Raw genomic sequence first — 13,623 nt, 5'->3', positions numbered from 1 at the left:
GGCGCTCATGACGGACACGAAAATGCGTTCATTTGCGCCAGCTGGAATGGGTTATAGCTGTTGCTGGCAGTGACGCGCAGCGCCAGCGTTTTTCCGTTGACGTCGAAACTCGCGACAAAGCTCTCGGGCGCCGCGCCCGGCGTGATGCGCGCCTTGTCAAACAGGCGGTGCAAAGCCCAAGGGCCGTGGGTTTGCAGGCTGTTGCTGCCGCTTTGCGTATTGACCAGCAAGCTGACCAGATTGGCGCCGCCCGCGTTGGGCCACTTCACGGTCGCCGGGATTTGCGGGCCGTGTGCATAGCGGATTGTCTGGCCATCGACGTCCAGCACGTACTGCGTGATGCCGGGATCCATTTCGAGCGGCGTCAATTCGATTTGCAGCGACGGCGCCGTCGCGTTGCCGGGGAAGAACACGGTGCGGATCGTATCGGCGTTCTGAAACGAGCCGGCAAGGCGCGCATCGCCCGGCGCGCCGCCGGCCGCGTCACCCCTGAAGGTCCAGCGGCTACGGCTGACGTCGATCTGCGAGGCCAGGTTCTTCTGAAAGAAGCTGTCCATCAATCCGCCGGCGGCGAACAGCCTCGCAAAATCGTCGAGCGCGACGTCGCGAGGCGAGCCGCGCTCGAATGGGTAGCGCCCGGCGATCATGTGCCGGCATTGGCGGCCGATGCCGCCTTGCGCGTCCTGTGCGATGTTGGCCCGTGCGGCGCCGCTGACCTGCGCTGAACCGGTTTGCGACAGATCGCTGAACATCTTGCGCAGGGGCATGGGCAGGCGCCCCGCATCCGCCTGGAGTCTGTTGAATACATCCGTTTGCGGAGGCGTGTTGCCGCTGCTTAACGCAGCGCTCGCGGAGCTCAGATAGCTGTAGAACTCGTCGATCACCCGCAGGTTGCTGTCGAGCGGCCCGCCTGCGGGCGAGGCCGCCAGACGTCTCAGCGGTTCGAAATGTTCGTCGACGATGGCTTCGGGTTTGTCGTCGCCGGAGGGCGGCGGCGCGCCGCGTGCACCGCTGCCGAACAACGCAGTGAGCGATTGCCTTGCTTCGCCGATACGCTTTTGCAATCTGTTTGCAGTCGGCTCCTGCACCGCGCCCGCGCGCAGTAGATTCGTCTCATTCGCCGCGACCAGCAGAAATTGCCTGAGCGGCGAATCGGGCGCCGACAGTGTGCGTGCGATCTGCATGCTCTGTGCAATGGACGTGCTGTCCATCAAGGCCAGATCGTTGAGGTAGCTGTCCCAGACATTGATGTAGTCATTGAAATAGGCGCGTCTGATTTCCCGGGCGAGGCGTGCGCTGTCGCTCGTGGCGTTTGCAGGGATGCCTAGCACCCATGGATCTTCGTCCTTGAGTTTCGCGGCGGCGCCGTCCACGCGTTTTTCAAAAGTGTTCCAGTAGCCATGGGAGGTGTATAGGCTGCTGACGCCGTCGGTGAGCGGCCTGCCGCTTCGACGTCTGAAGACGAGCGCGGCCTGGGGACCGCCGGCGCTCGCGACGCTGACCGGCGCGCCTTGCATCGTCGCCAATAGTTCGCGGCGGAGCTGGTGGTAAGCACGCAGCGCGGGCGAAGCGTGTCCGAGACGTTCGCGCACGCTTTCCACCAGCGGCGCATTGCGCGCGAACGGCGAAGCGACCCTGCGCGACTCGAACAGATTGGCGATGTGCGCTTCGAGTCGTGCGCGCTCGTCCTGCGTCGTATTCGACGGCAACGCCTGCTCGGTATCGAGGATCAGCCATGCCGCGAGGAAGCCGGCGTCGTATCGCGTCGCGTCGTGGAGCATCAGATAGGCTTTCAACGCATCGTACGAATACTCGAGGTCGGTGACCGGTGCATCGGCGAGTATCGATTCGATGCGGGCGGCCGCCTGCGGCAACAGTTTTTCGTCGAGCGCACGATGATAGACGGCCTCGCCTGCATCGCTGATTCGTTTGCCTTGATACAAGCCCAGCCCATACCGCCACAGCGGTGGCGCGTCGACATCGAATTGCTCGCTGTGCGGCAGGCTGTGCAACGCATCGAGCATCGGCGAAAGCGGGGCCACGGCGTCCGGATGGGATACGACGGGCCGGTTGGCGTACAGATTGAAGGCGGCCACATGCGCATTCACTTCGTCGAGATAGGCGCGGTTGTTCAGATAGCTGATCGTCCAGCCGGTGAGGAGCGCCAGCAGAACGCCGCCGGTCAAGGTAGCCACTGCGGCGTGTGCCATCAGGCGGCGGCGTCGCAACGCGCGGCTCACGCCGGCAAATCCTGCGTCGGCGAATACGGCGTCTTGCAGCAGTTGCTTCAGAAAGTAGCTTTGGCTGTGTTTCGGCGCGACGCGTGCCGGCGGCGCAGCCGCCATCTGCAATTGCTGTCGGATCGGCGTCAGCACACCGTCGATTGCCGGGCCGCTCTGCAGCGCGCTGGTGAAGTAGATGCCGCGCGCCACCAGGTTGGTTTCCAGGCGCGACGGCCGAAATAGCGCCACGAGGAAGTCGTCCAACGTTTCCTTGAGGCTCGCGAACTGCTGCGGAAACAGATAGGCGAGCGCACGGCTGTCGGGATCGGGATCCGCGATCAGCACATCGTCCAAGGCGGCGTTCAGCCGCTGCGCCAAACGGTCGAACGCGCCGCCGGGGGCAAAACCGGCGGCGTCGCTCGATGCCGGGTCACCCGCCGCAAAGGTCGTGCCCCATACCTGCGCGCGACCGTCGCGGTTAAGGCCGGAAAAGTACTCGGTAAAGCCGCTGATGCGGTCCATCCGGGTGAAGCATAGATAGACCGGCACGCGGACGTCGAACTTGGCCTGCATCAATTGCAACGGCTTGCGCAGCCGCGTCGCGTAGGCTGCCCGATCGGACTCGCTCATCGCCAGCAGTTCGTCGACGCCGACCATCAACAACGCGCCGTTGACGGGCTGGCGCGGCCGGTATTTGCGCAACAGCCCCAGCAGCTCGCCCCATTCGGCGCCGCGCCGTGCGTCGGCGTCGGCCGCTTCCAGATAGTGACCGGGCGTATCGACGGGCACGGCATGGTTGCTGAACCACCACTCGCAGTGGGGCGTCGGTTCAATGCGGCCGCTGGCGGCGCGCGCGGCTTGTTCTGCGATCGACAGTTCAAGTCCGCTATTAGCGAGCGCCGTGGTTTTGCCCGAACCGGCGCTGCCAACCACGAGATACCACGGCAGCCGGTAGACATACTGACCAGTGAGTCTGTCCAGCCACGCGGCAAACCGGCCTGTGGGGGCGCCCGCGTGACGCAACAGGTGCAGCGCCTCGCGAAAGCGGGCACGCAGTTCAGCAAGCGGTTCGGTGCGGTCGTCGGAGGCAGGGGGGGCGGGCTGGCTAGCCTTGAGTCGGCGCAAAAGCTTGCGCAGATCCTCACTGTCCGCGTGTTGTCGCCAACGCCAGGCAAACCTTGCCCACCAGACGAATAACAGGAACGCGATCAGCACGAGGCGTGAGATGTCGCTTTCCAGCGGCCGCAGTTCTCCGATCGATAGCAATGGCCCGATCATCCAGATCAGTGCGGCGATGACGATCACGCCCACCAACAGCCATAACGCCCTGGACCACAGAAGTCCCCACAAACGCTTTAAAGAATTCATCGGTTGGTCGCTTGCGAAAAGTCCTGTCTGCTTGCAGCGCCGTGAAACAGCACGATTTCCACCCGCCGATTGTGGGCGCGGCCTGCGGCCGTGCGGTTGGTGTCGACCGGCTGTTCGTCGCCGCGCCCCGCCACGGTGAGCGCACGGGTTTTGTCGAAGCCCGCTGCGAGGAGCGATTGCCTGACCGCGGCGGCGCGGGCTTGCGAGAGCGCGAGGTTCGATGCGAATCGCCGGTCGCGGATCGGCTGGTTATCCGTATAGCCGGTAATCACCACATCTGAGCGAAGCCGGCTCAGGACCCCGGCGACACGCGCGAGCACGGGCAGGTAAGCGTCATTGGCGGTGGCCGAGCCGGAATCGAACAGGCCGTCGCCGCGCAGCGCGATCACACTGCGATCCGCATCTTCGCGCACGACAAGCGAGCCGCTGCGTATGTCTGCGTCGAGCAGGCGGGTAAGGTTGACGGGCGGCGCGGCGGCCGCGCGAAACTCGCTTTCCGGAAAATGAATCGCGTTGATCGCCGCGTAGGTTCGATCGGCTTGCGCGTTGGATGCCAGCAGGAAGCCGATGAAACTCGCGCAGCCGATCAGGCCGGCGAACAGCAACAACGTCCACGGCGGCAACCAGCGGCGCGCGCTGAACCCCTGCGTGCGGTCGGTGGCACGCCAATCGGGCGATAGGGGTTGTGCATAACCGCCGCCCGTTTCGTGAAGCAGTTTATGCAGCCGGCGCGTGAGCGTTTCAAGCTGCGCAGCGCCGTTCTGAACCACGCGATAGCGTCCCTGGAAACCCAGCATGAGGCAGAGGTACTGAAGCTCGATGATGTCGCGATGTTCGCGAGGACTGCCCGACAAGCGCGCGAGCAACTGGAAGAACTTCTCACCGCCCCAGGTTTCGTTATGAAACGCGACCAGCAGGCTGTGCGTCGACCATGCGCTGCCGCCGCTCCACGGCGCGAGTGCCGCGGCTTCGTCGAGGGCCGTGCACAGGCAATAGCGCGCACCGACGATGGTTTCGATGGCGACGGCCGCCTGCTGCGCGCGCGCCTGGAAACGCCTGATTTCATCGACCAGATATTCGCGCAGCCGCTCCGGCGTCAACGTCGTGCTGGTGCGGATCTGCGTAAGCGTAGCGAGCAGCGGATTCGCTGCGGCGACGAGCGGGTTGCCGGCGCTAGAGGTTTGTTGGTTTGTCCGCATAGGCTCAGCCGCGAATGGCCCAAAACTCCATCGTCAGGCCCGGCAGATCGCCGGCGACGTGCAAAGCGAGGCCGCTGGATTTCTCCAGTTGCTTCCAGAGTTCGCCGCTCGTATCCAGTTCGAAGCAATGGCGGCCGGCGTGATACGGAATCTGTCGCGGCGCGACCGGCAGCAGGCGCAGCGCAATGCCGGGAAGATGCAGATTGACCAGATCGGCCAGCCGCTCGGCGGGCCCGATCTTGACCTGCGCGGGATAGCGCGTGCGCATGGTCTCGGCGGGGAGATCGGCGTGTACCGACAGCACGAAGCCGGCGCTGCGAATCAGTTCGGGGCTCGGAATCCGTGCAACCCACACGCGATGCGCGCGCTCCTCCAATTCGATCGCAACGGCGTTCTGTTCGAGTACCGTCGACAACGCCCGCCGCAACTCAACCATCAACGGTGCGAAACTGCCTTGCAGATCGTCGTGCCGGTAGTCAGGACGGACCGTCGGCCGGCGCTCGCTGCTCGTGTAAGTGCAGAGATCGAACGCGAGCCGCAGCCATTGACGAAAGAGCTGCTCGGGATGCACGTGGCCGAACGCCTGGGCATGCGAAGTATCGGCTTGAGCGCGGTTGATCAGCGCCAGCAGCAGAAAGTCGCTGACCTCGGCGACGCCGCCGCGCCCCGGGCGTGACAGACGCTGTGCCAGCGCGTCGCCGCGCTGTTCGAGCAGGCCATGCAGTTCGCTGAGGTAATGGCCGAGCACCGAATGCTGTCCGGCTATCAGCATCGGCGGGATGTATTGCTTGTCGAGCACCAGATGGTTATCGCTGCGCCGCTCCACCACCCGCAGCAGGCCGAGCGCCTGCCATTCGCTGCGCAGTTCGGACGCGAGTACCAGCTTCAGGCGCGCCCGGGCGATCTGCACGGTTGCGGGTCCCAGCGCGACCGCATTGCTGTCGGCAATTTCGCGCGTGTGTGCGCTGTACCGGGCGAGCGATTCGACCTGTTCTTCGAAGATCGTGTCTTCGCCGTCCGCACGACGGATTGGCAACGCGAGCACGACGAGCTCGTCTTTTGCGTGAGCGGGGATGTCGAGTGGCGCGGGCAGGTTGTCGGGACCGCTCAGAAGGAAGGGCGTACCGTCGGGGAATACGCCTTGCGCCGTCGACAACGCGACCTTGCCCAACGTGAGCGCACCGGGATCGATCTCGAGACTCAGAAACCCCCAGAATGCCCCCTGCAATCCGAGGCTGCGCTGTTGGACATAGTCTTCGATGTAACGCTCGAACTGCTGGAAATGCTGCGGTCGCAGGTACATGCCTTCCGACCAGACGACTTTGCTGCGGGATGCGCCCGAGTCTTTCTGCGGCAAATATGAGTGCTTCATCAATGTGTCCGATTCATGGTTCTGACCACCAGGCCGCCTTCGCCCAGTTCCACTCGCATGGCGACCCGCGATGACGCGAACGGCCAGAACGAAAAGAAACCGCGGTCCGCGTCGGCTGGCGGCGCGAAAGTGGCCTTCCAGACGTATTTGTTCAATTCCCGATAGCCGGCGACCACGCCGAATTGCCGGACGGCCGGATCGTCCGGCTTCGAGATCAACTTGCGCTCACCAGGTAACAGGATCAACTGCTCAAGCGACACGAGGTCGTCGCCCAAGGCCGTCCTCGCGTGGTCCTGCAAGGAGGAGAAGCTGCTCGCCTCGAATGCGGCCGTCGACTTCAGGCTGTAGATGCCGACGAGAATCGGCGAAGGCAGTCCGCGGCTGTCCGGATTGACTCGCGAACTGGCGTAGAGATAAACATCGCAAGAAGTTTCCGCTGTCTTTGGCGTCGCTGCGCAGCCAGCCGCCAGGATCGCCGGAGTCAGCGCAAGCAACACGCGCCGTCGTGTATGGATCATGCGTGGCTCATCCGTGTATCACCCGGCCAGATTCAGAATATGCGTCTGGCTCGGCGAGGTGCCCGTGCCCTGCGCATTCGTCGAGTTCTGCTGGGTCGGGTCGGTCATGCGGGTGGTCGGCATGCCGTGCAGCAGCACGGTGTTGGCGCCGTTGATGTTGCGTGACGTCGAGCCGACGGTGCCTGACATGACGCCCCCCATCGAGCCGGGCGCGTCGCCACTGGTGACGGGAATGACGGTCGCCAGATTGTGGGCGGGGGCTGCGGCGATCAGGATGTTGCTGACGTTGGGAATCGCCTGCGGACGTTGCGCCGTGTTGCCGTACGCAACCGGCACGCCGAGTGGGGGTGTCAGGTTGACGCTGATGGCGCCGTTGGCGCCGGCGGCGCTCGAGTTGACCATGACCATGAGGTTCTCCTAGCCGAGATGAATTTGCTGGGCGTCGATCTTCGACAGACGTTCGGCAGTCAGCAGTGCATGCTTGCCATGCAGCCGGACGCTCTCGTTGGCGGCGTAGTCGATATGCGCCGCGCGCAGATGGTCGACGGCCTCGATCGTGCGAAAGCTCGTCTTGCTGATCTGCACGACGCGGTCGAATACGGATTCGAGACTCTTGCCGATCAGGCGCAGCACGCCGAATCGTCCTTGCAGTTCGCCGCCGTGGAACGACGCTGTGTCGGCGGTGAGCTCCGCTTCGTTGGCCGCCAGTTCGAGCCGGCTGCCGTGCAATTGCAGTTCGCGTTCGCCATGCAGATGAATGTGCTGTGCGGCCCGAAGCCGGACGCTGCAGGTCGATTCCAGCAGCAGGTCGCCGTCGATGCGAATGCGTGCGCCGCCTGTGGCAGACCGTTCGAAGATCGCCAGCACGTACGCGTGTTCGGGATCGGCATGGCTGACCAGCACACGATCGCCCGGCTCCGGCGCGACCAGGCAACTGAAGGCGCGGCGGCATGGCCGCCTGGCGCCGCCGTACTCCACCAGCAAGCTGTCCTCCTCGAGGATCGCAAGCACGGTGCCGAGGGTTTCGCCGGCCGCTGTGGGTGAGGGTCTTCTCAATTCGGCTACGGTCAAATTCATGGCGACTCCGTGGTTCATGTGTGCAGTCAGTGGGTATCCCGTTGTGCGGACCAGGCTTCAGCCGCGCGTAGTGCAGTGTCGTTGCCGATCACGCCTGCGCGCCCTTGCCAGGCTGCGTCACCGGCGCCGCGGCGGGCGTCGGCGTCGGCATGGCAAATCCGGGTTCGCTCTAACCGCGCCTCGTGGAAGTCCGCGCCGGCGAGTTCGGCATACGACAGATCGGCGCCTTCGAGGCGCGCTCGAATGAAGCGTGATTGGCGAGCGTCGGCGCGCTGGAACACGGCGCCAGATAGATTCGCCGCGGTGAAATCCGTCTCCCGGACCCGCGCTTCGACCCAGATGCTGTCAGGAAAGCGGCCGCCACGGCACTGCGCGCCGCTGACATTCGCGCCGAAAAAGTTGGCGAGCGGCGCGTCGACATCGTCCAGCACAGCGGCTTCGAGCGTGGCGCCCTGGAAGTTGCATTGCGCCAGCTTCGCAGACGTGAAGTCGACGTGGCGCAGATCGGTGTCGATGAACTGGCAACGGTTCAGTGTGTGCCCGCGAAGCGCTTGCCGCGCCAGATTCGATTCGGTGAATACCGTGCTGTCAAACTGTGTCCGCGCGAAACTCACCTCGCGCAAATCCAGTCGATAGAAAAGGCTTTTGCGGATGCCCGCCGCCGAGAAATCGGCGCCGGGCATGGGCGTCTCGTCGAAGACACCGAACTCGATATCCGCGGCATCGAACCGGCAGCCGCTCAGATCGCATTTCAGAAAAGCGAGCCGTGCCGCCCGTATGGCTGAAAAGCGCGTACCGCCGGCGCGCGTCTGGAGCATTCGGCAATCGTCGAGCGTGCTGTCGAGGAAGCTTGCATGATGCAGTTCGCACGTCAGGAAGGCGCTTTTCGACAGGTCCGCACCCGCCAGATCGACGTCGATGAACGTGCACGCGTCGAACACGCATTCGCCAAGCGTTGCCTGCGCGAGCCGTGTGCCGTTGAAGGTGACGTTTGCAAAGATTGCGCCGGAAAGATCGCATTGCTCCAGCGCGAGCGGCCCGAGCGACTGCTTCCCGATGATTTCGCCATGGTGGATCATTTGCTGAAGTTGTTCGCGCGTGAGACTCATGCCGACCTCGACAACGGACAAAGGACGGCTTGCTCGAGATACGCACCGTCGAGCTGGGTGCCGCGATCCATCGACGTTTCCGCGAGATTGGCGCGGAACAGGTTGGCTTCGCGCAAGTTTGTGCCGCGAAGATTCGCACGCCTCAAATAGCCGCCGATCAGGTCGGCGCGCGCCAGATTGGCGGCGCTTAAATCAGTGCGCACCATGTAGCCGTTATCGAGCTTCACACCTTGCAGATTGGCGGCTTCCAGACACGCATCGGAAAAATCGCACTGGTTGATTCGGGTACCGCTGAAATTGGCGCGCTGTGCGCTCACCTGACGCAAATTGACTTCCGTAAGCCGCGCTTGCGTAAAATCCGCATCGGTTAGCACGCTGTCTTTCACGAAGCAGGCTTTGCGCAAACTGGCGCGATCGAAATGGACACCCTTGGCGTCGGTTTCGACGAATCCCAGCCCGACGATGTCAGCCTCCGTAAAGCTGGCTCGTTCGAGACGGCACTGTATGAAGGCCAGTTTGCGGATATGCGCCTGATTGAAACTGACGTCGTGGAAAGTCTGCTCCATGAACACCAGATCGGCCAGCTTAGCTTCGCTGAAATCGACCGCGTCGAAGCGGCAATGTCTGAATTGAGCGCGGTGTATCGACGCTCGCGGCAAGCGGCAGCGCAGAAAAGGCGTGTGCTCGAACAGACTGCGATCGAGTGTGGCTTCGCTGAAGTCGGTGTCCTCACACTGTGCGAGCGACAGATTGGCCTGAGTCAACTGCGCGCGCGCGAAGCGTGCACGAAGCAGCGTCGCGCGTACCAGCACGGCGCTCGTCAGCGTGGCTTCGCTGAAATCGGTGCCGGTCAGGTTTGCGCTTTCCAGCAGCACGCCCGACAGTTGCGCGCCGCGCAGATTCATCCCGCTCAGATCCGCGCCGGTCAGGTCGAGGCCGGCCAGCGATTCGCCATTGGCATACATGGCCGCGACGCGCCGGCGTGCGGTATCCGCTGCCGCCGGATCGAGTCGCGGCGCAGCGTCCTGATAGTGAGCGGCGTGCAGGTACGCCTCGCGCAGTTTGTGGTCGGCGGCGCGCGCCATTTCGAGCAGCGCCGGCTGCTCGGTACGTGAGAGGCATGCGCTCGTGATAGAGGACGGCGGCGGTCCGCGTCGAGCCGGTGCCATTGAGAGCGACGCGGCATGCTTTGCTTCGATCTGCTGGCGCATTGTTTCGAGGGCGGCGCGCTGTTCTTCCGCCTGCTGTTCCTGCTGCTGAACGAACTCCGCCAATTCGTCGAGCCGGGGTGGGCGCTTCGGCTCGGCCGCTGTGGCGATAGCATCGAGCGCGAGTTGGGCGGCTGGGCCGTGCGCCGCCGCGGCCTGTTCGGCTCGCAGTTGGGCGCGGCGCAGAAGATTGCGCTGCACGGCGCTCTGCGATGGCGCGTGGGTGGTTTCGTCTTCGCCGCCGGCGTGCACGAGCATCGACACGGGCACGAGGTCTCGATCGCGCAACGCGTGTAACGCGCCGCGTTTGCTATCCATGCGCAGGTCGAAAACGCGCCGGTAATCCATGGCGGACAGCGGCTGCGCGTTCAGTTCCGCTCCGATCATCAAACAGGCGATGTCTTGCGCATCGAATTCTTCGACTTCGGCCGCGCCATGGAAAATCATCACGACCCGCTCCCGATGAGGGATGAACCATGCCGTGGTCAGACGCATCGGGACCTCGGCGAGTGCGTCTTCGCGTTGACGTTGCACGAAGCAGCGGGCGCGCAACGCTGGCAACCTGCCGGCGATTACGGCGCGCTCGGGGTGCATGTGCGTGATTTCATAGGCGGCGCCGTCGGGCAGGGCCGTATGCGCCGACAACTGCTGATCCAGCGGCGCGACGTTGAAATAGCGATGGTCTATCGTGCGGGGGAAGCCGGGGCAATCCGCTTCGCGCCATGGCTGGTCGAATTGGCCAAGGAGCGCGCTGCGTGGCGGCCAGTCCGGCGCGATCGGTGTAAAGCTGGCCGGCTCGATGCGCTGTTCGCGCCGGTGGATCAGATCTGCCGCATATTCGATATTGGGCAGTAGCCGCGGCGTCGCGCGATCGCCAGATGCGGTCGCGAATCCCCGTCCGCGCGGATTGTCCGCATAGCCTGCGCCGCCGTAGGCGAGCGGCCAGTCGATCGGCAGGGTTTCGAACGGTTCAGCGGCCGTGGCCTCGTCCGCCGCTCGGGTCATCCCGCCGGTCCAGTAGCGGTCGCCCGAGACCCGCAACTGCTTGTCGATGCCCGCGAAGCGGATGCCGACGTGGCACACATGGGAGCGTCCGCAGTACTTGCCGTAGGCATGCCCGGAGACGAGGAATTCGGCATGCGGCTTCGGCAGTGCCGCATCCAGCGTGTAGCCTGACAGCGCTTCACCGACCGTGTCCCATAGTTCCGTTTCGCCCACCAGTCGCGGTGTTTCGCCGAGCGTCGCCATCATCGGAATGGCGATGCCGAGATATTCGCGGCCATCCGACCGGTAAGCGCGGGTCAGAATGCCGAGTGGCGTGGGTTTGATGATTTTCAATTGGATTCGCGCGCGTCGCCGCCCTCAGAACGTGACCGACAGGCCGACTGTGGTGTACGACACGCCCGTCGCCGCGACGCTCGAGCCGGTGCTCGTGACCGAGGAACCAGTCGAGGTGACGGTGCTGCCTGTCGTGGAGACATTCGAGCCGGTCGCGCCGACGTTCGAACCGATCGCTACCACCACGGATCCGAACGCGTCCACCACCGATCCGTTGATGCCGAGCCCTGTGCCCAGAACGCTGATCCGGTTCAAAGTCAACGATTCGCTTGTTCCCAGGACCACGCTGCTTGTATTGCCGTTTACCAGGCTGCTCGTATTGCCGTGGACCGTGCTACTCGTATTGCCGCCGACCGTGCTACTCGTATTGCCGCTGACCGTGGTGCTCGTATTACCGCCGACCGTGGTGCTCGTATTGTTGGTAACCGAAGCATCCGAATTGCCGCCGACGCTCTGGGTCGCGTCGTTGGCGACCTTCATGCTGTAGTCCCTGCCGACACTGCGCCTTTCGTCGTTGGCAATCCTCGCCTGATAGTCGTTGCCGACGTTGCGCGTCTCGTTGTTTGCGACCGACGTGTCGTAGTTGCGTCCGACGCTGCGCTTTGCGTCGTTGGCGATCGTGATCGCCTCATTGCGGCCGATGTCATGCGTCGCGTCGTTTTCGACCGAAACCTCGTAGTCGCGCTCGGCGTGCAGGCTCACCTGTTCGGCGCCTTGCCTGTCCTCGAAACGCAACATGTTGGCGTTGGCGCCGGTGCCGCCCGGCGTGCGCGTCACGAGGCCGCTTTGCGTGGCGGCTTCCGGCAAACCGAACGGCGGCATCTGGTCGGCGTTGTAGATGCGCCCGGTGATGAGCGGGCGGTCAAGTTCGCCGTTGAGGAAATCGACCACGACTTCCTGGCCTATCCGTGGGACATGGATGCTGCCGAAGTTGGCGCCCGCCCAGGCCTCGGATACGCGTACCCAGCAGGAGCTGTTTTCGTCGCGCGTTCCGTAGCGGTCCCAACGGAATTGCAGTTTCACTCGACCATACCGGTCGGTCCATATCTCCTGGCCGGCCGGCCCCACCACAACAGCGGTTTGCGGACCGCTTGCTTTCGGCACCGGCGTGGCGCTTGGCGCGCGATAAGGCAGCGCCGCTGGCTGCGCAATGAAATCGAAGTCATAGCGAGCTTCGCTGCTGCCCGTGGCATAGCCGCCTTCCTGCAAACGATAGCCGACGCCGACGATCAGATAAGCACGGTTCTCCGCCTCTCGCGGGCAGTTGTTCAACGTGAACAGATAGCCTGGCGCGATGGCGCGCAGACGAGTGTGCGCGCGAATGCGGGCGTGGGAAGCCTGCTCTTCTTCGAGCCGCACGCGAGCATAGTGTTCGCCCTGCTCGGCTTCGATATAGCGGCCTTGCCATTGGTATTTGCCGTAGCCGCCGTGCTCCGCGTTCAGCGGATTGACGCGCACCTGGGACAGATCGGCTTGCGGTTTCCTGAAGTCGTAGTCATTGACGGCATAGGCGCCTGAGCGGAGTTCCGTCTCCGGATACCATTGGTCGACACCTTCTTCAGCCGGCAGGGCCAACCGGTCGGGCGGCAGGTAGGGCAGCGTCGCGTAGTTAGGCAGCGTGTCGTGAGCGCTCATGTCGTCGGCGAGCACCAGGACCTGCTGGTCCGCTTCGTGGCGAAAATAATAATAGATGCCTTCCTGCTCCATCAGCCTGCTGATGAACGCAAAGTCGCTCTCCTGGTATTGCACGCAGTAGTCCCATTCGCGGTAGCTTGCGAGCAAACGCTCGTCGACCGGGAAGCCGTATCTGGCCAGCGCTTGCCGAAGAATGTCCACCACCGACAGATTCTGGAAGATGCGGCAGTCGGCCGTCCTTGTCAGGTACCACAACCACGGCCGCAGCGTGACCGTATAGACATACGTGCGGGGCGTGTCAGTCTCGCGGCCGCGGAATGCGCATCGCGCGATGTGTCCGCCGAGATGGCGCACACCGCCGTCGGGCGTGACGATTTCCAACGTCAGTGGCTTGCCGAGCAGACTGTTCATGTCGAGCGAGGCTGATTGACTGATCAGCTCCACATTGAATTCGTACAGCGACGACAACGTTTCCTGGCCGTCCAGCGAACGGAACCTGAGCGCCTGCGGATCGAGTGGCGTGTGAGCGGTAATGATGTGGTTCATGACGGGCCTTGTTAGCGATGGGCACGCGGCG

The 13,623-nt window shown here is 63.8% G+C and carries 9 protein-coding genes; all 9 read right to left on the bottom strand.

All coding sequences use genetic code 11. The annotated features are described in order from the left end of the window. Nucleotides 1-5: 5 nt before the first annotated feature. Genes tssM through P3T22_RS15370 form a run of 9 tightly spaced genes read right to left on the bottom strand, consistent with a single transcriptional unit; the run spans nucleotide 6 to nucleotide 13,592 of the window. Nucleotides 6-3,590, bottom strand: coding sequence for a type VI secretion system membrane subunit TssM (gene tssM, locus P3T22_RS15410; RefSeq protein ID WP_429325377.1), 3,585 nt, complete (start codon nucleotides 3,588-3,590; stop codon nucleotides 6-8). Then, nucleotides 3,587-4,789: a type VI secretion system protein TssL, long form gene (tssL, locus tag P3T22_RS15405; protein WP_429325376.1), complete on the bottom strand. Its 1,203-nt coding sequence runs from the start codon at nucleotides 4,787-4,789 to the stop codon at nucleotides 3,587-3,589. The genes tssM and tssL overlap by 4 nt, the downstream gene beginning before the upstream one ends. Nucleotides 4,790-4,793: 4 nt before the next feature. Next, the gene (tssK, locus tag P3T22_RS15400; protein ID WP_429325375.1) at nucleotides 4,794-6,161 is read right to left on the bottom strand and encodes a type VI secretion system baseplate subunit TssK; all 1,368 of its coding nucleotides are present in this window, start codon (nucleotides 6,159-6,161) and stop codon (nucleotides 4,794-4,796) included. Next, complete coding sequence (gene tssJ / locus P3T22_RS15395) at nucleotides 6,161-6,679, bottom strand: type VI secretion system lipoprotein TssJ (protein WP_429325374.1); 519 nt, start codon at nucleotides 6,677-6,679, stop codon at nucleotides 6,161-6,163. The genes tssK and tssJ overlap by 1 nt, the downstream gene beginning before the upstream one ends. An 18-nt stretch (nucleotides 6,680-6,697) precedes the next feature. Next, entirely contained in the window at nucleotides 6,698-7,087 is a 390-nt protein-coding gene (locus P3T22_RS15390; protein ID WP_429325373.1) for a DUF4150 domain-containing protein, read from the bottom strand. A 9-nt stretch (nucleotides 7,088-7,096) separates the two neighbouring features. After that, entirely contained in the window at nucleotides 7,097-7,756 is a 660-nt protein-coding gene (locus P3T22_RS15385) for a DUF3540 domain-containing protein (protein ID WP_429325372.1), read from the bottom strand. Nucleotides 7,757-7,782: 26 nt separating this feature from the next. Beyond that, nucleotides 7,783-8,865 (bottom strand): pentapeptide repeat-containing protein, encoded by a 1,083-nt coding sequence (locus tag P3T22_RS15380; RefSeq protein WP_063497402.1) that lies wholly within the window; start codon nucleotides 8,863-8,865, stop codon nucleotides 7,783-7,785. Further along, nucleotides 8,862-11,411, bottom strand: coding sequence for a DUF2169 family type VI secretion system accessory protein (locus P3T22_RS15375; RefSeq protein WP_429325371.1), 2,550 nt, complete (start codon nucleotides 11,409-11,411; stop codon nucleotides 8,862-8,864). The genes P3T22_RS15380 and P3T22_RS15375 overlap by 4 nt, the downstream gene beginning before the upstream one ends. Before the next feature lie 24 nt (nucleotides 11,412-11,435). Next, the gene (locus P3T22_RS15370; protein ID WP_063497400.1) at nucleotides 11,436-13,592 is read right to left on the bottom strand and encodes a type VI secretion system Vgr family protein; all 2,157 of its coding nucleotides are present in this window, start codon (nucleotides 13,590-13,592) and stop codon (nucleotides 11,436-11,438) included. Nucleotides 13,593-13,623: the final 31 nt, after the last annotated feature.

This window comes from Paraburkholderia sp. GAS348, from assembly GCF_050434205.1.
Lineage (GTDB): Bacteria > Pseudomonadota > Gammaproteobacteria > Burkholderiales > Burkholderiaceae > Paraburkholderia.
Note: the sequence above shows the minus strand (reverse complement) of the source record. Positions and strands in the feature narration are given on the sequence as shown.

Coding starts and splice junctions, on each gene's coding strand:
- tssM (WP_429325377.1), bottom strand. CDS start 3,590: ATGAATTCTTTAAAGCGTTTGTGGGGACTTCTGTGGTCCAGGGCGTTA.
- tssL (WP_429325376.1), bottom strand. CDS start 4,789: ATGCGGACAAACCAACAAACCTCTAGCGCCGGCAACCCGCTCGTCGCC.
- tssK (WP_429325375.1), bottom strand. CDS start 6,161: ATGAAGCACTCATATTTGCCGCAGAAAGACTCGGGCGCATCCCGCAGC.
- tssJ (WP_429325374.1), bottom strand. CDS start 6,679: ATGATCCATACACGACGGCGCGTGTTGCTTGCGCTGACTCCGGCGATC.
- P3T22_RS15390 (WP_429325373.1), bottom strand. CDS start 7,087: ATGGTCATGGTCAACTCGAGCGCCGCCGGCGCCAACGGCGCCATCAGC.
- P3T22_RS15385 (WP_429325372.1), bottom strand. CDS start 7,756: ATGAATTTGACCGTAGCCGAATTGAGAAGACCCTCACCCACAGCGGCC.
- P3T22_RS15380 (WP_063497402.1), bottom strand. CDS start 8,865: ATGAGTCTCACGCGCGAACAACTTCAGCAAATGATCCACCATGGCGAA.
- P3T22_RS15370 (WP_063497400.1), bottom strand. CDS start 13,592: ATGAACCACATCATTACCGCTCACACGCCACTCGATCCGCAGGCGCTC.